The sequence below is a fragment of the Pseudomonas sp. NFR09 genome (genome assembly GCF_900111535.1).
Lineage (GTDB): Bacteria > Pseudomonadota > Gammaproteobacteria > Pseudomonadales > Pseudomonadaceae > Aquipseudomonas > Aquipseudomonas extremorientalis.
This window is the reverse complement of sequence record NZ_FOIH01000016.1, coordinates 146057-165513: the sequence shown is the minus strand read 5'-3', so window position 1 is coordinate 165513 and position 19457 is coordinate 146057. Positions and strand designations below refer to the sequence as shown.

Sequence of the window (19457 nt, the reverse complement as noted above, 5' to 3'; positions counted from 1 at the left end):
TTTTTGTGAGAACCGACCGCATGTACAAACTTGAAGTCCAAGACCTGCATAAACGCTATGGCAGTCATGAAGTGCTCAAAGGAGTGTCCCTGGCCGCTGCGGCCGGTGATGTGATCAGCATCATCGGTTCCAGTGGTTCGGGCAAAAGTACTTTTTTGCGCTGCATCAACCTGCTGGAGCAACCCCACGCCGGCAAGATCCTGCTCAACAACGAAGAGTTGAAGCTGGTGGCCAACAAGGACGGCGCCATGAAGGCTGCCGATCCTAAACAGTTGCAGCGCATGCGTTCGCGCCTGTCCATGGTGTTCCAGCATTTCAACCTGTGGTCGCACATGACCGCGCTTGAAAACGTGATGGAAGCGCCGGTGCACGTGCTGGGCATGTCGAAGAAAGACGCCCGTGAAAAAGCCGAACACTACCTGGCCAAGGTCGGCGTGGGCCATCGCAAGGATGCGTTCCCCGGCCACATGTCCGGCGGCGAGCAGCAACGCGTGGCCATCGCCCGCGCCCTGGCGATGGAGCCGGAGGTGATGCTGTTCGACGAACCCACCTCGGCGCTGGACCCGGAACTGGTCGGTGAAGTGCTCAAGGTGATGCAGGACCTGGCCCAGGAAGGCCGCACCATGGTGGTGGTGACCCACGAAATGGGCTTTGCCCGTGAGGTGTCGAACCAGTTGGTGTTCTTGCACAAAGGCATCGTCGAAGAGCGTGGCAACCCGCGGGAAGTGCTGGTGAACCCGCAGTCCGAGCGCCTTCAACAGTTCCTGTCCGGCAGCCTGAAATAATGACCTCCTGTGAATAGGTAACCCCTGTGAGAGGGGGCTTGCCCCCGATAGCGGTATATCAGTTAGACGTGTTTATCTGACACACCGCCATCGGGGGCAAGCCCCCTCTCACATTGGATATGCATCGTTTTTGAGATTTGTACTCGATTACGGGCTAGCATTGGCCCTTGTCTTCATTACTGTTACTGGCTTCGGATAGCACTCCCATGACCGCCCACAAAATTGGTTTCCTGATTTGGCCCAGCACAAAAGCCCTGACGCTTGCGCTGGCTGAGGAGGCCTTGCGCGTTGCCCAGCGGGTGCATCCGGAGGTGGTCTACGAGCTGTCGTTCCTGCAGGCCGAACCTCCCACTGGCAATGCCTGGCAACTGCCGGGCGAGCCGTGGGCTGGCAAGCTCGAAGGTTTCCAGAAGCTGTTCCTGCTGGCGGATGAACCACCCACCGTCATTGCCTCGCAACTGAGCACGGCGCTCAAGCAGTTGGTGCGGGCCGGGTGTGTGATCGGTGGTCTGTCGGCCGGTGTCTATCCGCTTGCCCAGCTCGGCCTGCTCGACGGCTACCGCGCCGCCGTGCACTGGCGTTGGCAGGATGATTTTGCCGAGCGTTTCCCCAAGGTCATCGCCACCAGCCATCTGTTCGACTGGGACCGCGACCGTCTCACCGCCTGCGGGGGCATGTCGGTGCTCGACCTGCTGCTGGCGGTGCTGGCCCGTGACCACGGCGCCGAACTGGCCGGCGCGGTCTCCGAAGAACTGGTGGTGGAGCGCATCCGCGAAGGCGGCGAGCGCCAGCGCATCCCGCTGCAGAACCGCCTGGGCTCCAGCCATCCGAAGCTGACCCAGGCGGTGTTGCTGATGGAAGCCAACATCGAGGAACCGCTGACCACCGACGAAATTGCCCAGCACGTGTGCGTGTCGCGACGACAACTCGAGCGCATCTTCAAGCAATACCTCAACCGCGTCCCCAGCCAGTACTACCTGGAACTGCGCCTGAACAAGGCCCGCCAGATGCTCATGCAAACCAGCAAGTCGATCATCCAGATCGGCCTGTCGTGCGGCTTCTCCTCGGGGCCGCATTTCTCCAGCGCCTACCGCAACTTCTTCGGCGCCACCCCCCGTGAAGACCGCAACCAGCGGCGCAGCAGCAGCCCGTTCGAACTGTCGTCGGTGCCGTCGGAACGCGGCTGAACACAGGCTTTACTCTTCTTCCCGACCCAAGGGTGGGATCAGCGGGTTGCCCTCGGCGTCTTGCCTGGCGGCTTCGACATGGAAAGCAAACCCTGTACGCCGGTAGTACTCCCTGAGCAACACCAGGCTGTGTGGCGACAACGGGTTGCCGCGCAGGTCCGAATCGCTGTCGAGGGTGTATGAAATTTCCAGGAGAGACGCAGGCAACTGTTCGATGTGGTTGTTACTCAGGTCCAGGGTGTGCAGCACCGACGACTCCTGGAACACGCCTTCGGGTACGTGACGCAGTTGAGCATCGCGCAGGTGCAGTGAGCTCAATTTATGGAGCTGGCTCACATCCGGCGCGTGGCCGAGGGGGTTGTTGCTCAGGTCGATGAACTCGATGTCTTTCAAGTCCCCGAGTGCGCGGGCGCTTTGCGGTGAAAGCGCAATGTTGCATTCGGACAGGTCCAGGGAGGACAGCTTGGGCATGTTGAATATCGAGGTGGGCAGGGTTTGCAGTGAGCACTTGTTGAGGGTCAGTGTCTCCAGTTGGGGGAAGCTGCCGAGTGTGCCATCGACCTGGGTCGTGATGCCGTCGCCGATCAGTTCGAAAGTGGACACGTGATTAAAGCGCGCACGCAGTTGCGGCAGGGCCCCGAGTATTGGGGTATCGAGTATCAAACTGTGGGTCACCTCTTCGTCCAGGCTCTCTTCGTCTTCGATGCTCTCGAAACGCCAGGCTTGCTCGAGCAGGGTCTTGAAATCCTGCCGGATCAACTGTTGTTCGGCGCGTGCCTGTTCATCCATCAGCGTGCCGAGAATCGGGTGATGGGTCGGGACATCCAACACCCATTCGTTGAGGTCGGTGCCCAATTGCCGGTATTCCTCTTCGAGCAGGCTGATTTGGTTGGTAACGGCGTCCATGTCGCCCGGCAGTTTGAAGATGAACCGATTGATTTCGCTGTCGACGAAGGTGGGGTAAAGCTGTTGGATACGTTCGCGCTCGCCAGGGTTGGCTTCTGCCTTGAAGAACTCGCCGGTGCGTTGGCAATAGGTCTTGACCTGTTCCAGCGTCGGCTTGGACAACGGATTTCCCGACAGATCAATGCCTCGCACCGCAGTGCTGGGCAATGTGAAGGCGGTCGGGGGCAGGTTTTCGATCGCATTGTTGCTCAGGTCCACCGTGACGTGCTGATCGCTGCGCAGCAGACCCGCCGGCACCTCGCGCAGGCCGGTATTGCGCAACAGCACCCGGCGCAGGCTGGGCAATTGGCTGAAGTCGGGTGTGTGCGCCAAGGGGTTATGGTTCAGGTCCAGGAACGTCAGCCCCTTCATGCCTTCCAGGCCTTGCGCGGATGAGGCCGACAACATGATCGAACATCCGGGCAGGCTCAGGAATTCCAGGTGTTGCAGGCTGAGCAACGAGGCCGGCAGGTCCCCCAGCGGTGCGTCCTGTATGGAGAGCGCGTGAACATTGGGAAAGCTGCGCAGGAACTGATCCAGGTGCAGGGGCCGTTGGTTGCCTTGTATGCGAAGCCCGCCGATGTGGTCGAACGTGATGCTCAGTTGCGGCAGTTCGCCTGCCAGGGTGGCGGGAATTTCCAGGGAGCCTACCTGGGTCTGCTGCGGGGTTTCGCGCCGCCAGCTTCGTTCCAGCAGGTCTTTGAGCGCCGCCCTGCGCGCCGTTTCCAGCTCGGGAAGCGCCGGTGCCTGGGCCCAGGCCTGCAACTCGCCCGTGAGCGTCTGGTAGTCGCCTGCCAGCCGTGCCAGCTCCCGTCGTCCCGCTTCGATATCGCCGGGCAGGTTGAAGATGAATCGGTTGATCTGCTCTTCGCTGAATTTCGGAAACAATAGCTTGGCGTCGCGCCGGTCGGCCTGCAAGGCGCTGGCCTCGAAGCGGGTGCCGTGCCGCTGGTGATAGGCCTTGATCCTTTCAAGGGTTTCGCGGTTCAGCGGGTTGCGCGAGAGGTCGAAGCGCAAGCTGGATTCAGGCGCAAGCTGGAAAATGCCATCTGGCAAGTGATTGATCCGGTTGTTGCTCAACAGGGCGACTTGCAGCTCCGGATGGCTGAGCACGCCGGCCGGCAGGCGGTCGATATTGGTGCGCGACAAGTCCAGGGCGACCAGGTCGGGCATTGTTTCGACGCTGGGGACAAGACCCAACGGATTGCCGTGCAGGTCCAGCGAGCGCATCTGGTGCATGGCGGCCAACTGCGCCTGGCTTTGCGGGGTGAGGGCGATCTGGCAGGTGTTCAGTTGCAGGGCGTTCAGGTCCGGCATCGACGTGATCTCCTGAGGCAGGCCCCGTAGAGGCGTGTTGATGACACTGAGTTGGCGCAGTTTGGGAAAGTGGCCCAGGAACGAGGACACCCCGTGCAAGTTGGCTGATCCGTTGAGGGACAGCAGAGAGACATGATCGAAATTGGCTTGCAGTCGTGGCATCTCGCCCAGGATGTTGCCATTGAGCTTGAGCGTGTGGCCGTCCCGCGCCGGGTCTTCGTAGTAGTTGTCGATCACTGTTTCACGCCGCCAGGCCGCTTTGAGCCGATGGGCCATCGCGGTGCGATTCTGTTTTTCCAACTGGCGCTCCCACCGGTACAAGGTTTGTCCCGTCACCGGGTGATGGTGAGGGACATCGGCTTGCCAGGCCTGCAAGTCGCTGTCCAGTCGCGCATATTCCTCGGCCAGTTGCGCGAGCTTGGCTGCCGCTCCGCCGGGGTGTGCCTGCCAGTCTTGGATGAGCGCGTGCAACTGGCTGTCGTCCAGGCTTGGGTACAGGCTGCGTGCGCGCTGATGCAGACTCGCCGGACCACCCTCGATGGCGGGTTGGTGGGCGTAGCCGGCATCGTGACCGAGCAGTTGCAGGGTCTCGGTGGCCGGTTCGGGAGTGTCGCCCCCCAGCAGCACGCGCATTTCGTCGCGCGGCGGCGGGCGTTGGCGCAGGCGCTCGCGCAGTTCGTGGCCTTGATGAATGTCGATGTTCAGCTGCTCACGCTGGGCGTCAGGCAGGGCATGGAGAATGGCCGAGTACAGGTCGGTCTCGCCGCACAGGGGGCCTTTTTCGTCGTAGGCCACGTAGCGACCGCTGTCCAGGCGCACCAGGCTGCGGCGGATCGGTGCGTCGTCAGGGCCGACGCTGTGCCAGGCCTCGCCGTCGATGGACTGGTGCAGGGCTTGCAGGTTGATCTCCGTGGACCAGCCTGGCAGCACCCGCAATGCGCTCAAGGCCAGCAGGTCGGTGTCGAGGTTGACCTGTGAGTCCAGGTGCTGTCCTTCGTAGGCGCGGTTCAGGCGGACTTCGGTGAGCGCCGCCTGGGCCAACTGCGCCAGGCGTGGCGGTGTGCGCTCGGCTTGTAGCTCAAGCAGCTCTTCACCGGTGGCCTGGCTCAGCAATCGCTCGGCGACGGTGGCCGGCAAGCCGGGGGCTTCATCGGCCAACTGTCGGGCTTGGGGGTGTTCGGCGTGCTGCAAGGGCCCGTAGCGTGAGTCGAAAAGTGCGACGCGATGCTTGCGGGCGATCCCAGCAAGGGTTTTTCTCAGGTTGCGTGTGCGGGTTTCCAGGCTCAGTTGCGGGTCGCTGGCACGCTCGCCGAATTGTGCACGGATCTCTTCCGGGGTCAGTGTCTGCAACACGGTCTTGAGCAGATCGCCGTTGCTCAGTTGCGCTTCGTGTATTTGTACCAGCGGCTTGGTCTGGTCGCCAAAGGTCCAGACCACGCGGCCCTGATCATCCAGAAAGCGCAAGCCCCGGGTGTGCGGCCAGGCGCCATTGCCGGTGAGCAATTGCAGCAGGTCCTGGGCGGCGATGCGGTTGTAGAGTGCCGGGTCATCGCTGCTCAGGCGTTCGATCAAGGTGTCCAGTTCCCGCTCGATCCTGAGTCGCGCCAGGGCATCATCCAACAGCGGCGGCAGCGGCTCGCTGTTGTGGTGCATCTTGCGCAGGATGGCTTCGTCGGTACCGCTCAGGGTCATGGCCAGTTGCCGGTCGGCGTCACTGAGGCCTTGCGCACGATGGCCGAGACGGCCGAGCAAATCCGGGCCTTGCCACTGCAACGGCTGGTCGAGTTCGGTACGCCAGGTGCCCGCCTGGTTATGGATCAGCAGCGGTTGATAGGCGTCGGCCCGGCTCGGGTGCTTGAGCCGGTACTGTCCGTCTCCAGGAGACTTCTGCACGGCGTACAACGAGCCTTCCAGCGGCAGGATCGATTCCTTGCGCACGGCATGCAGGCCCAGTTCGTCGATGCCCAGGTTCGGCGGCAACTGCAGGTTTTGCGCATAGGGGGCCAGGTCGGGTTTCCAGTAACGGCGCGCACCGCTGGCGAGGGTGACTGGTTTGAAGCGATCGATGAAGGCCAGGGTCTGCGGCGACATCAGCTTGCGCAACTCGGGTACGCCGATCTGCCCACCCGCCGTGAACAAGCCCAGTTGAACCGCGCTCTCCAGCAGGTTCATCAGGTGTGCGAAGGCCTCGCGGTCAAGTCCTTCGGCCCAGTCGACAATGCCTTCGAACACGTCGTCGAGCAGTTGATAGGCCATGTACGCGAGCATCAATTCCCCCAGCCCCGGAATAAACGGTGCGACCACCAGCAACGCTGCATTCACGATGGATGAAGCGACGTTGACGAAGCTGTCCCACAAGGCCCATCGCGCATTGCGATCCACGGTCGCGGTGGCGACGGCGAGGGTGCGGGCGTCGTTGAGCAACTGGTTGAGCCTGGACTGGTAGAGGTAGTCCCAGGGGGCGATGAGAATCGGGCTGGCGGTGAACTGCAATGACGGATCGTCGGTGGGGTCGGCGCGCCAGGGCGCCAGGCCGCTGCCGTATTCACTGGGATGCCAGGTGATTTTTTCCAGGCGTTGGCCCAGGTCGGCGAAAAACGCGCCGCGGTGCTCGTGGGCGACGAATCGGCTGAAAAACACCTGATAATCGGCGACGCGCAGTTGTCGGGTCAGTTCCTGCTTGAAGGCCAGGGGGGAGGGGTACTCCTTGAGCGGATGTTCCGGGTCGTCCGGCACATAGGCCACCATTCGTTGCACCGTGCGGGTGTTTTCGAGGTCCGGGGCGAAGAGCAGGATGCCGGTGAGGGGGGCCTCCATCATGCTGAAGTCATGTATGTGCACGGCGCTTGAGCCAAGGCGCATGCCGGAAAGCCCGTCGATCAGGCCTTCGATCAACCGTGCGTAGTCTTCCTGGATGTCGCCCCGGATCCGCGCCAATTGTACCGCCGCACGCAGAGCGGCTTTTTGGCTGGCGTCGACCTTGGCTTGCAGCACCGCGCCGGCGACCGGGTGGTCGACGCCGAGTTGCTCGCGCAGGTAGCCCATATAGCGCGCGCCGAGGTCGAGGTCGCGACACAGTTGGGCGAACGCCGCGATGGGCAGGCGGCGCTTGATGGCGGGCAATGTGTCGAACTGGCCGTTGGCATCGGGTTGAGTGATGTAGGTGGAGTCCGGCTCATAGGCATCCGCCAGGGTCTCTTTGTGTTCGAAGTTATGCAGCGCGGCGTCCAGCAGGGACACGGTCCAGGCGCGCGCCCCGCCGGAACGTACCGTAAACCAGGGGATGGTCTGGGGGATGTAGAGGCGGATAAACGTGGTTTCCACATCCAGTTCAAGGCCGGATTGACGTTTCAAGGCGTCTTTGAGCAAGGGGATGGAGTATGTCCTGGCGTCCTGGAGGTCCTTGAGGGCCTGGTCGACGCGGTTCTGGGCGTGCCAGTGGGCGCCATTGAGCTGCTTGAGGGTTGCCTGTTGCGCAGCGTCGGTGGCGGGCAGGGGCAGGGGCGTGGCGTTTTTGAGGGCGGAGCGCTTGCTGGCGGACGCGTTGCCGAGCCAGGCCGGCAGTGCGCGGGTCAAGGGTTCGTAGTGGCGATCGGGATGGCTGCTTTGGGTGATTGCGGGTGCCGGGGGCGTTGGGGTCGTCATGCTCACATCCATGGAGGGCTTGAAAACCACGAGTTAATCAGTCACCTGCGCGCACCGGCCTTTAGATAGTTATGCCGAGCGTGCGCGCAGGTCTCACGTAATTATGCGACAGCGTTTAAACTGCGCCATTGCGATGCTATTTGTCGCATTGGCGTAAACCCACGTAAAACGCGGGTTGGCGCTATAAGAAGTTGTCGCTTGGCGACAAGGCCCTACTGAAAACTGTCCTTACAATCCCTGCATCGCCCGCCAGTTCCAGGCAGGCGTTCCTCTTCAGGAGACTCCGATGTCCGTTGAGCAAGCCCCGGTGCAACGTGCCGATTTCGACCAGGTCATGGTTCCCAACTACGCACCTGCCGCCTTCATCCCCGTGCGTGGCGCAGGTTCCCGCGTGTGGGACCAGGCCGGTCGTGAGCTGATCGACTTTGCCGGCGGCATCGCGGTCAACGTATTGGGCCATGCCCATCCGGCGCTGGTTGGCGCGCTGACCGAACAGGCCAACAAGCTGTGGCACGTATCCAATGTGTTCACCAATGAGCCGGCGCTGCGCCTGGCGCACAAGCTGATCGACGCCACCTTTGCCGAGCGCGTGTTCTTCTGCAACTCCGGCGCCGAAGCCAACGAGGCCGCGTTCAAGCTGGCCCGTCGCGTCGCGTTCGACCGTTTCGGCACCGAGAAGTACGAGATCATCGCCGCGCTGAACAGCTTCCACGGCCGCACCCTGTTCACCGTCAACGTCGGTGGCCAGTCCAAGTACTCCGATGGCTTCGGGCCTAAAATCACCGGCATCACCCACGTTCCTTATAACGACCTGGCTGCGCTGAAAGCCGCCGTGTCGGACAAGACCTGCGCTGTGGTGCTGGAGCCGATCCAGGGCGAAGGCGGCGTACTGCCGGCCGAACTGGCCTACCTGCAAGGCGCCCGCGAGCTGTGCGACGCGAATAACGCCTTGCTGGTATTTGACGAAGTACAGACCGGCATGGGCCGAAGCGGTCACCTGTTCGCCTACCAGCACTACGGCGTGACGCCGGACATCCTCACCAGCGCCAAGAGCCTGGGCGGCGGTTTCCCGATTGCAGCCATGCTCACCCGTGAAGACCTGGCCAAGCACCTGGTGGTCGGCACCCACGGCACCACCTACGGCGGCAACCCGCTGGCGTGCGCGGTGGCCGAGGCGGTGATCGACGTGATCAACACCCCCGAAGTGCTGGCTGGCGTGAACGCCAAGCACGACCTGTTCAAGGCGCGCCTGGAGCAGATCGGCAAGCAATACGGGATCTTCACCGAAGTGCGCGGCATGGGCCTGTTGCTCGGTTGCGTGTTGAGCGATGCGTTCAAAGGCAAGGCCAAGGACGTGTTCAATGCGGCCGAGAAAGAGAACCTGATGATCCTGCAAGCCGGCCCGGATGTGGTGCGTTTTGCGCCGAGCCTGGTGGTGGAAGAGGCGGACATCAACGAAGGCCTGGACCGTTTTGAACGTGCAGTGAAAACGCTGACGCAAGCCTGATACACACTTATTTGCCGGACCGTGTCATGTGGGAGGGGGCTTGCCCCCGATAGCGATGGGTCAGCCACCTGATTTATCAACTGACAGACTGCTATCGGGGGCGAGCCCCCTCCCACATTTGACCTGCGTTGAATCAGCAACTGTCCGGTATTTTTTCCTATGAGTTTTTCGAGTTAAGGAGTGACACCATGCTGGTGATGCGCCCCGCGCAAATGGCTGATCTGGGCGAGGTACAGCGTCTGGCTGCGGACAGCCCGATTGGTGTCACCTCCTTGCCGGACGATGTGGAACGCCTGAGCGACAAGATCGCCGCGAGCGAAGCGTCCTTCGCCGCCGAGGTGAGCTTCAACGGTGAAGAAAGCTATTTCTTCGTGCTCGAAGACACCGAGACCGGCAAGCTCGCCGGTTGCTCGGCCATTGTCGCGTCGGCCGGTTACTCCGAGCCGTTCTACAGCTTCCGTAACGAGACCTTCGTGCACGCCTCCCGCGAGCTGAAGATCCACAACAAGATCCACGTGCTTTCCCAGTGCCACGACCTCACCGGTAACAGCCTGCTCACCAGTTTCTACGTGGTGCCCGAGCTGGTCGGTTCGCCGTGGTCGGAACTCAATTCCCGTGGCCGCCTGCTGTTCGTCGCCAGCCACCCCGAGCGCTTTGCCGACTCGGTGGTGACCGAGATCGTCGGCTACAGCGACGAGAACGGTGACTCGCCGTTCTGGGACGCCATCGGCCGCAACTTCTTCGACCTCAACTACGCCGCCGCCGAGCGTCTGTGCGGGCTGAAAAGCCGCACCTTCCTCGCCGAGCTGATGCCGCATTACCCGATCTACGTGCCACTGCTGCCGGACGAAGCCCAGGAAGCCATGGGCCAGGTGCACCCGCGTGCGCAGATCACCTTCGACATCCTGATGCGCGAAGGCTTCGAGACCGACCACTACATCGACATCTTCGACGGTGGCCCGACGCTGCACGCACGGGTCTCGGGCATTCGCTCGATTGCCCAGAGCCGCGTGGTGCCGGTGAAGATCGGCGAGATGGCCAAGGGCGTCGGCCGCCAGTACCTGGTGAGCAACGCGCAATTGCAGGACTACCGTGCGGTGATGCTGGAGCTGGACTATGCGCCGGGTAAACCGGTGACGTTGGACCTGGCAGCGGCCGAAGCCCTGGGTGTTGGCGAAGGCGCGAGCGTGCGCCTGGTTGCGGTTTAAAAAGAGAGTTTCGCGGGTGGCTGACAACAGCGGCCCGTTCGAGGAGATAGCATGATCGTTCGTCCCGTACGCAGCAGCGATTTACCGGCCCTGATTGATCTGGCGCGCAGCACCGGCACCGGCCTCACCACCTTGCCGGCCAACGAAGAGCGCCTGACCCACCGCGTGGGCTGGGCGGAAAAAACCTTTCGCGGCGACGCCGGGCGCGGCGATGCCGACTACCTGTTCGTGCTGGAAAACGACGAAGGCCGTGTGGTGGGCATTTCCGCCATTGCCGGTGCCGTCGGCCTGCGTGAGCCCTGGTACAACTTCCGGGTCGGGCTGACCGTCAGCGCTTCCCAGGAGCTGAACATCTATCGCGAAATTCCGACGCTGTTCCTGGCCAACGACCTCACCGGCAATTCCGAACTGTGCTCGTTGTTCCTGCACGCCGATTACCGCAGCGGCCTCAACGGTCGCATGTTGGCCAAGGCGCGCCTGCTGTTCATCGCGGAATTCCCGCAGCTGTTCGGCAACAAGATCATCGCCGAGATGCGCGGGGTGTCCAACGACGCCGGGCGTTCGCCATTCTGGGAAAGCCTGGGTCGCCACTTCTTCAAGATGGAGTTCAGCCAGGCCGACTACCTGACCGGCGTGGGCAACAAGGCATTCATCGCTGAGCTGATGCCGAAGTTTCCGCTGTACAGCTGCTTCCTCTCCGAAGATGCGCGCAACGTGATAGGCAAGGTCCACCCGGACACCGAACCGGCGCTGAGCATGCTCAAGAGCGAAGGCTTCAGCTACCAGGGCTACGTCGACATCTTCGATGCGGGACCTGCGGTGGAGTGTGAGACCCAGAAGATCCGTGCCGTTCGCGACAGCGAAACACTGGTCTTGGCGATCGGCACCCCAGGTGACGACGCTACGCCGTTCCTGATCCATAACCGCAAACGCGAAGATTGCCGCATCACCGCTGCCCCGGCCCGCCTGGCAGCCGGAACCCTGGTGGTCGACCCACAGACCGCCAAGCGTCTGCGCTTGGTGGTGGGTGATCAAGTGCGTGCCGTACCGTTGTCCGCTGCTCGGGAGTCGAAATAATGAATTCGCTGTATATCGCAGGTAGCTGGCTGGCTGGCCAGGGTGAGCTGTTTGAGTCGCGCAACCCGGTGACCCAGCAGGTGCTGTGGGCCGGCAATGGCGCCACCGCCGAGCAGGTCGAATCCGCCGTGCAGGCCGCGCGCCAGGCATTCCCGGCCTGGGCCAGGCGCCCGCTGGAAGGGCGCATCCACGTGCTGGAAACCTTCGCCGCCACCCTGAAACGCCGCGCCGACGAAATCGCCCGCTGCATCGGCGAGGAAACCGGCAAGCCACTGTGGGAGTCGGCCACCGAAGTCACCAGCATGGCCAACAAGATCGCCATCTCGGTACAAAGCTACCGCGAGCGGACCGGCGAGAAGAGCGGCCCGCTGGGCGATGCCACCGCCGTATTGCGTCACAAACCCCATGGTGTGGTGGCTGTGTTCGGCCCTTACAACTTCCCTGGTCACCTGCCGAACGGGCATATCGTCCCGGCCTTGCTGGCGGGTAACACCGTGCTGTTCAAACCGAGCGAACTGACCCCTAAAGTCGCTGAGCTGACTGTGCAGTGCTGGATTGAAGCCGGCCTGCCGGCGGGCGTGCTGAACCTGCTGCAAGGCGCGCGGGAAACCGGCATCGCCCTGGCGGCCAACCCCGGCATCGACGGGTTGTTCTTCACCGGCTCCAGCCGCACCGGCAATCATCTGCACCAGCAGTTCTCCGGCCGCCCGGACAAGATCCTCGCCCTGGAAATGGGCGGCAATAACCCGTTGGTGGTCGACGAGGTGGCCGACGTGGATGCGGCGGTCTACACCATCATCCAGTCAGCCTTTATCTCGGCTGGCCAGCGTTGCACCTGTGCCCGTCGCCTGTTGGTGCCGGAAGGCGCCTGGGGCGATGCGTTGCTGGCGCGTCTGGTGGCGGTCAGCGCGACGATCGAAGTCGGTGCGTTCGACCAGCAACCGGCGCCGTTCATGGGCTCGGTGATTTCCCTTGGCGCCGCCAAAGCCTTGATGGACGCCCAGGAGTTGATGTTGGCCAATGGCGCCGTAGCGCTGCTGGAGATGACCCAGCCACAGGACCAGGCAGCGTTGCTCACGCCGGGCATCATCGACGTGACCGGTGTGACCGAGCGCGAAGACGAGGAGCTGTTCGGCCCCTTGTTGCAGGTGATCCGCTACGCTGACTTCGAAGCGGCAATTGCCGAGGCCAACAACACCCAATACGGCCTGGCCGCGGGCTTGTTGTCGGATTCCGAAGCGCGTTACCAGCAGTTCTGGCTGGAAAGCCGCGCCGGTATCGTCAATTGGAACAAACAGCTGACCGGCGCCGCCAGTACGGCACCGTTTGGTGGGGTAGGGGCGTCGGGTAACCACCGTGCCAGTGCCTACTACGCTGCGGATTATTGTGCGTACCCGGTGGCCTCGCTTGAGACCCCGAGCCTGGTGGTGCCTGCCACGCTGACCCCCGGCATCACACTGATCTGAATGTGGCAGGGGGCTGGCCCCCCATTTGGATCTCTGTAGTACTGAAGATTGCCTATAAAAACAGATGTTCGTGGAGCCTCGCCGATGAAATCCTATGAAGTCAATTTTGACGGTCTAGTGGGGCCGACCCATAACTACGGCGGTTTGTCCTTCGGCAACGTCGCGTCCCAGAGCAACAGCCAGCAGCATTCCAACCCGAAGGAAGCTGCGTTGCAGGGCCTGCAGAAAATGAAAGCCCTGATGGACATGGGCTTTGTACAAGGTGTGTTGGCGCCCCAGGAACGTCCTGACGTGGCCGCCTTGCGCAACCTGGGTTTCAGCGGCACCGACGCGCAAGTGATCCAACAGGCGGCCAAAGACGCGATGCCGTTGCTGGTCGCGAGTTGCTCCGCGTCGAGCATGTGGGTGGCCAACGCCGCCACCGTCAGCCCGAGTGCCGATACGGCGGATGGTCGTGTGCATTTCACTGCCGCCAACCTCAATTGCAAGTACCACCGCAGCATCGAACACCCGACCACCAGTCGTGTGCTGGGGGCGATGTTTGCCGATCAGAAGCACTTCGCCCACCACGCCGCGTTGCCCGCCGTGGCGCAGTTTGGCGATGAAGGTGCGGCTAACCACACGCGTTTCTGCCGTGAGTACGCAGAGGCGGGCGTCGAGTTTTTCGTGTTTGGTCGCAGCGCGTTCGACCCCCGCTACCCGGCGCCGCAGAAGTACCCGGCGCGCCAGACCCTCGAAGCCTCCCAGGCCGTCGCGCGCTTGCACGGTTTGAAGGATGACGGCGTGGTCTACGCCCAGCAGAACCCGGCGGTGATCGATGCCGGCGTGTTCCACAACGACGTGATCGCGGTGGGTAACGGCGAAGTGCTGTTCTACCACGAGGACGCGTTCCTCCATACCGATCAGATGCTCGGCGAGCTGCAAGGCAAACTGGCCAGGCTGGGCGGCAACTTCCAGTCGGTGTGCGTGCCCCGCGCCCAGGTCAGTGTCGAGGACGCGGTGCGTTCCTACCTGTTCAACAGCCAGCTGCTGAGCCGCGCCGATGGTTCGATGCTGCTGATCGTGCCGGAAGAATGCCGCGCCAACGAACGCGTCTGGCAGTACCTGCAAAACCTGACCGCTGCCGGCGGCCTGATCCGCGAAGTGAAGGTGTTCGACCTCAAGCAAAGCATGCAGAACGGCGGTGGCCCGGCGTGCCTGCGGTTGCGCGTGGCCTTGAACGAAACGGAGCTGGCGGCGGTGAATCCAGGCGTTATCATGACCGCGCCGTTGTACGACACCCTGACCCAGTGGGTCGGCAAGCACTACCGTGACAGCCTGCGTGAAAGCGACCTGGCTGATCCACAATTGCTGCTTGAGTGCCGGACGGCACTGGATGAACTGACGCAAATCCTTAAACTGGGCGCGGTTTATCCTTTCCAGATCAATTAACGCCGTACGGCTGAGAACTATCTATTATGACCACCGACACCCTGAAACTGATTCTTGAAGACACCGACGGCACCCAGCTGGAAACTTCCTGCACCCGCGTCGCCGTGGTCTGGCAGGGCAAGGAAATCTGGATCCAGCACGACGGCCGTGGCCAACTGCTGATCGGCGTGGACGTGGAAGAGGGCGACGCCGAATACGCCAACCTGCTGATGCGCCCATTGGCCACCAACCTGATGAGCCTGCAACTGGAAATGGAACCGGCCGATGTTGAAGGTGATGACGACGATCACGTCCATGGCCCAGGCTGCAACCACTAAGGAAGCTGCGTATGCTCGCCCTTGGCAAACTGCTTGAACTGACCCTCGCCGGTCGTGAACCGGCGCAAAAAATTCAACTGACTGTCGACGGCGTGCAGATGCGCTGGCTCAGCGAGGGCGCACTCGAAGTGCGCCCGCCTGAAGCGAAGGACAACGGCAGCGACCTGCTGCTGTCGTCCGGCATCCATGGCAACGAAACCGCGCCGATCGAGCTGCTCGACCGCCTGTTGCATGGCATTGCCCGTGGGGAGATCAAGCCCCGTACCCGTATTCTGTTCCTGTTCGGCAACCCCGAGGCCATGCGCCGCGGCGAGCGTTACCTCGAACTGGACGTCAACCGGCTGTTCAACGGCCGGCATGAAAAAAACATCGGCCCGGAGGCCATGCGCGCCGCCGAGCTGGAGCAACTGGCCCGCAGCTTTTTCAGCCTGCCGGGCCGCTCACGCCTGCATTACGACCTGCACACGGCCATTCGTGGTTCGAAGATCGAGCAGTTTGCCCTGTACCCGTGGAAAGAAGGTCGCCAGCATTCACGCCATGAGCTGGCGCGCCTGAACGCTGCCGGCATGCAAGCAGTGCTGCTGCAGAACAAGACCTCAATCACGTTCACCGCGTTTACCTACGAACAACTCGATGCCGAGGCGTTCACCCTGGAATTGGGCAAGGCGCGGCCGTTCGGGCAAAACCAGGGCGTGGACGTGTCCCGCCTGGAAACACGCCTCAAGCAAATCATCGAAGGCACCGAGCCGACGACTGACAGCCTCGACGGCCTGCAATTGTTTGCCGTCTCCCGCGAAGTCATCAAGCACAGCGACGCCTTCCTGCTGCACCTGCCGGCAGACGTGGAAAACTTCTCGCCGTTGGCCCAGGGCTACCTGCTGGCCGAAGATGTGGCCAAGACCCGCTGGGTGATCGAGGAGGAGGGCGCGCGCATTATCTTCCCCAACCCGAAGGTGAAGAATGGTCTTCGGGCGGGGATTCTGATTGTGCCCTGTGGCGAGGAAGGCCTCGCTTAATAGCGGGTGCGTGGCGGCAGGCCCAGCTCGATGCGCAGGCCGTTCTCGCTGAACGCCTGCGGGTTGGTGCTGGTGGGCGGTGTGCCTGGGTCGCCGTCGAAGTCGAACGGCGCTGCAGTTGTCGGTAGACCAACTGCTTGCAGCTCGGTGTTCGGCACTTGGGTAGGGGGCAGCAGACTGCCGGGTATGAATTGTGCGCTGGTGCCCGGCAGCAAGGTGCCGGTCATGTAGTTATAGGCGTGGCACAGTTCATGGAACAGGGTGACGACGCTTGGCGTGTCCCCTGCCACATCCAGATGGCTGTAGCTGATGCTGCCTCCGTAGCACGGTGTGCCGGTCTGGCCGTTGTTGATGTACGCGCCGGCTGCACCGGCGGCGTCTCCTGGAATGAAGTGCGCGTCTGTGTCTGAAAGTAGCTCACTGATTTCGATGGGTTTACCGCTGGCCAATGCCGCATTTTCCAATTGATTCAGTAAACTTTGCCCAGTGGGGGAGGCGAGCAGCAGCCGCATGTCATCTTTGGTGCGCTCAATAAATTCGGTGCTGCCTGAGAAGGTGAAGGCTGCCGGGTTGAGCGGCCGCGGTTCAACATGGATAGCGCGGGATGCCAGCTCTCCCTGTGGAAATTTATCCAGCTCTTCGTAGCTTATCTTCGTGTGGTCAACCGTCAGGTCACTTTTGACATTGTGGTAAGTGATGTCGGTGGGTTTGAGTTTTTCCACTTGGTTATAGCCATCACCGGTGTAAATCACGTTGTGGCCGTCACCTGCCTCGATCCGGTCATCACCCGGGCCGCCAACCAGTACATTCGGTCCGCCACCGCCAATCAGCACGTCATCCCCCTCGCCGCCATCAATAAACGAGAGAGCGGTATGCCGGCTGCCTTCGAGCGTGTCGTTGCCGGGTCCGCCATGGAAGGTGACAGGGGTGTCGTTCATTGAGTAAAGATGGTCGTCGCCTTCTTCACCGTCGGCGTAGCACTTGCCTTCGATGACGGTAATATGATCATCCCCTTCACCGCCGAAGATAGACGCGTGATGGGCAGAGCTGTCGATCTCGTCATGGCCGCCGCCGGCATGGACGACGCATGGGTTCACAATATGTGGGCCGAGACCTATCTCGTCGTTTCCCTCGCTGGTAAGGAACGTCATTACCTGAGTGTTTGAAGCGGGCTTGACGATAAAGCCCTGTTCATCGTTGATTCTGACGATCAGGGTCTGCGTTACCTGGGCGTCGGCGTCGTGCTCGTCGACGAATACGTCGACTTTGCTCGGTCCGGATATGACGAACACGAGTTGGTCACGCAGGGTTGCATGGTTCGATTGCCGGAAAATTTCGATGCCGTCACCGTCATGGATTAACTCATGTGGCGTGCTTGGCTGGGTACTGCCATTGATTCGGACGTAGCCAGCAGTATCAAAGGTATGGAACGGATGCGTGGTCATGCGGTAATGCTCTTTAGTAAGGGGATGCCTCACTAGACCGCATGTGCCCTGGCGCGGGGCGGTACTTATCTAGATCAAAACGCCCCGCACTAAAGAACGGGGCGTTTGGAACAACGTCAGACCGCCAGTTTCTGCGGCTCTTCACTGCGACGGATCGCGCGGACTTTCTTCAGCGTGTCGGCGCACGTACGTGCAGCTTCCTGGCCCTTGTGCACGAAGTGCTCGTAGAAGAAGGTCTGGTGTTCGCTGCCGGCGTGGAAGTGATGCGGGGTCAGGGACACCGAGAACACCGGCACTTCGGTTTCCAGCTGCACCTGCATCAGGCCGCTGACCACCGATTGGGCGACGAATTCGTGGCGGTAGATGCCACCGTCCACCACCAGCGCGGCGGCGACGATACCGGCGTAACGGCCGGTCTTGGCCAGCAGCTTGGCGTGCAGCGGCATTTCAAAGGCGCCGCCGACTTCGAAGAAGTCGATATCCGATTCCTGGTAGCCCTGGGCGATGATCTCGGCGAGGAAGCCTTTACGGCTCTGGTCGACAATTTCCTTGTGCCAGCAAGCCTGGATAAACGCGATACGTTCGCCGTGATGGTGCTTGGCTTTGCTGTCGATTGCGGTGGGTTGCATGTTCTGACTCCTGTTTAAGAAAAAAACAGGGCGTTATGAATCGAATGGGATTTAAGGGGACGCAAGCACACATCGTGCGCGGCCCTCAGGTGCCAATCCCGTTCTCTCTTCATCCGGACTATGACCGTCGGCCCCGGGATCACACCGGGTCTGCTGACCTTGTCGCCGTCCTGCGTGAGCAGTTCGAGGCGCCAAGCGCTCGCGGGCTATACACATTGCGTGTAATTACCGCCGGTGGGGAATTGCACCCCGCCCTGAGAACGTTGCCACCAGAACCCTGGCGGCGGAGAGTTTTTAACACGGTTTTTCGAAAACTGCACGACCGCGATATCGATAAGCTATATCGGTTTGTTTGGTTGGTATTCGATTGAATGCAGTTGGGGCTTGATATTGCGTGGCGTTGCCCGCAGTAATCACTCACAAAAGGACCTTACTGAACCCTAGAGAGGCTTGTTTCATGTCTGTGATCGACCTGCGCAGCGACACCGTGACCCAACCCACCCCCGGCATGCTCGACGCGATGGCCACTGCCGCCAGCGGTGACGACGTGTATGGCGAAGACCCCAGCGTCAACCGGCTGGAGGCGGAACTGGCCAAGCGCCTGGGCTTCGCCGCCGCGTTGTTCGTGCCCACCGGCACCATGAGCAATCTGCTGGCGTTGATGGCCCACTGTGAGCGCGGCGAGGAATACATCGTCGGCCAACAGGCCCACACCTACAAATACGAAGGTGGCGGGGCAGCCGTGCTCGGTTCGATCCAGCCGCAGCCGCTGGAAGTCCAGCCGGACGGCTCGCTGGACCTGGACCAGGTGCTGGCGGCAATCAAGCCTGACGACTTCCACTTTGCCCGTACCCGTCTGTTGGCGCTGGAAAACACCATGCAGGGCAAGGTGTTGCCGCTGGAGTACCTGGCCAGAGCCCGCGCGTTTACCCGGGAGCATGGCCTGGCCCTGCATTTGGATGGCGCACGGCTCTACAACGCAGCGGTGAAGCTGGGGGTGGACGCACGGGAGATTGCCCGGCATTTCGATTCTGTGTCGGTGTGCCTGTCCAAGGGCCTCGGCGCGCCGATCGGCTCGGTGCTGTGCGGTTCAACGGCGCTGATCGCCAAGGCCCGGCGTTTGCGCAAGATGGTCGGCGGCGGCATGCGTCAGGCCGGATCCCTGGCAGCAGCGGGGCTGTACGCTCTGGATCATCAGGTGCAGCGCCTGGCCGACGACCATGCCAATGCGCAATGGCTGGGGGATGAGTTGCGCAAGGCGGGTTACGAGGTGGAGCCGGTGCAGACCAACATGGTCTATGTGCAGATCGGCGACCAGGCCCAGGCCTTGAAGGCGTTTGCCGCCGAACGCGGGATCAAGCTGAGCGCCGCACCACGCTTGCGCATGGTCACTCATTTGGATGTGAGCCGGGCGCAGGTCGAGCAAGTGCTCGCGACATTCGTCGAATTTTCGCGCAAATGACTGTGCAGACCGTCTAATTG

At 61.9% G+C, this 19457-nt stretch carries 13 protein-coding genes and 1 riboswitch; of the genes, 10 read left to right on the top strand and 3 right to left on the bottom strand.

Features of this window, described 5'->3' with window-relative positions; all coding sequences use genetic code 11:
- Window positions 1-20 precede the first annotated feature (20 nt).
- Window positions 21-785, top strand: coding sequence for an ABC transporter ATP-binding protein (locus BMX59_RS28475; RefSeq protein WP_003214336.1), 765 nt, complete (start codon window positions 21-23; stop codon window positions 783-785).
- A 206-nt stretch (window positions 786-991) separates the two neighbouring features.
- Complete coding sequence (locus BMX59_RS28470) at window positions 992-1972, top strand: GlxA family transcriptional regulator (RefSeq protein ID WP_092242435.1); 981 nt, start codon at window positions 992-994, stop codon at window positions 1970-1972.
- Between the two features lie 9 nt (window positions 1973-1981).
- Here BMX59_RS28470 and BMX59_RS28465 read toward each other — a convergent pair whose 3' ends face one another.
- Window positions 1982-7879, bottom strand: a complete 5898-nt coding sequence (locus tag BMX59_RS28465; protein WP_093128209.1) for a dermonecrotic toxin domain-containing protein — start codon at window positions 7877-7879, stop codon at window positions 1982-1984.
- 286 nt (window positions 7880-8165) lie between these two features.
- Here BMX59_RS28465 and BMX59_RS28460 point away from each other — a divergent pair, with 286 nt between their 5' ends.
- From BMX59_RS28460 to astE, 7 genes are all read left to right on the top strand, one after another.
- Window positions 8166-9386, top strand: coding sequence for an aspartate aminotransferase family protein (locus tag BMX59_RS28460; RefSeq protein WP_092242440.1), 1221 nt, complete (start codon window positions 8166-8168; stop codon window positions 9384-9386).
- Window positions 9387-9574: 188 nt separating this feature from the next.
- Window positions 9575-10594, top strand: coding sequence for an arginine/ornithine succinyltransferase subunit alpha (gene aruF / locus BMX59_RS28455; protein WP_027607766.1), 1020 nt, complete (start codon window positions 9575-9577; stop codon window positions 10592-10594).
- A 51-nt stretch (window positions 10595-10645) separates the two neighbouring features.
- Entirely contained in the window at window positions 10646-11671 is a 1026-nt protein-coding gene (gene astA, locus BMX59_RS28450) for an arginine N-succinyltransferase (protein WP_092242443.1), read from the top strand.
- Window positions 11668-13137 carry a succinylglutamate-semialdehyde dehydrogenase gene (gene astD / locus BMX59_RS28445; protein WP_175486725.1) on the top strand — a complete coding sequence of 490 codons (1470 nt, stop codon included), beginning with the start codon at window positions 11668-11670 and terminating at the stop codon, window positions 13135-13137. Before astA ends, astD begins: the two co-directional genes overlap by 4 nt.
- 84 nt (window positions 13138-13221) lie before the next feature.
- Window positions 13222-14568 carry an N-succinylarginine dihydrolase gene (gene astB / locus BMX59_RS28440; RefSeq protein ID WP_093128204.1) on the top strand — a complete coding sequence of 449 codons (1347 nt, stop codon included), beginning with the start codon at window positions 13222-13224 and terminating at the stop codon, window positions 14566-14568.
- A 26-nt stretch (window positions 14569-14594) separates the two neighbouring features.
- Window positions 14595-14885, top strand: coding sequence for a hypothetical protein (locus BMX59_RS28435; protein ID WP_003214319.1), 291 nt, complete (start codon window positions 14595-14597; stop codon window positions 14883-14885).
- Between the two features lie 11 nt (window positions 14886-14896).
- Window positions 14897-15901, top strand: coding sequence for a succinylglutamate desuccinylase (gene astE / locus BMX59_RS28430; protein WP_092242455.1), 1005 nt, complete (start codon window positions 14897-14899; stop codon window positions 15899-15901).
- Here astE and BMX59_RS28425 read toward each other — a convergent pair.
- Both BMX59_RS28425 and BMX59_RS28420 read right to left on the bottom strand, forming a co-directional pair.
- Window positions 15898-17346 carry a M91 family zinc metallopeptidase gene (locus BMX59_RS28425; protein WP_093128202.1) on the bottom strand — a complete coding sequence of 483 codons (1449 nt, stop codon included), beginning with the start codon at window positions 17344-17346 and terminating at the stop codon, window positions 15898-15900. The genes astE and BMX59_RS28425 overlap by 4 nt on opposite strands.
- Window positions 17347-17462: 116 nt before the next feature.
- Window positions 17463-17975: a 6,7-dimethyl-8-ribityllumazine synthase gene (locus BMX59_RS28420; RefSeq protein WP_092242461.1), complete on the bottom strand. Its 513-nt coding sequence runs from the start codon at window positions 17973-17975 to the stop codon at window positions 17463-17465.
- Between the two features lie 96 nt (window positions 17976-18071).
- Window positions 18072-18241: riboswitch (FMN riboswitch) on the bottom strand.
- A gap of 191 nt (window positions 18242-18432) precedes the next feature.
- On the opposite strand from BMX59_RS28420, the gene ltaE reads away from it, so the two are divergent.
- Entirely contained in the window at window positions 18433-19437 is a 1005-nt protein-coding gene (gene ltaE / locus BMX59_RS28415) for a low-specificity L-threonine aldolase (protein WP_093128199.1), read from the top strand.
- The last annotated feature ends 20 nt before the right edge of the window (window positions 19438-19457 follow it).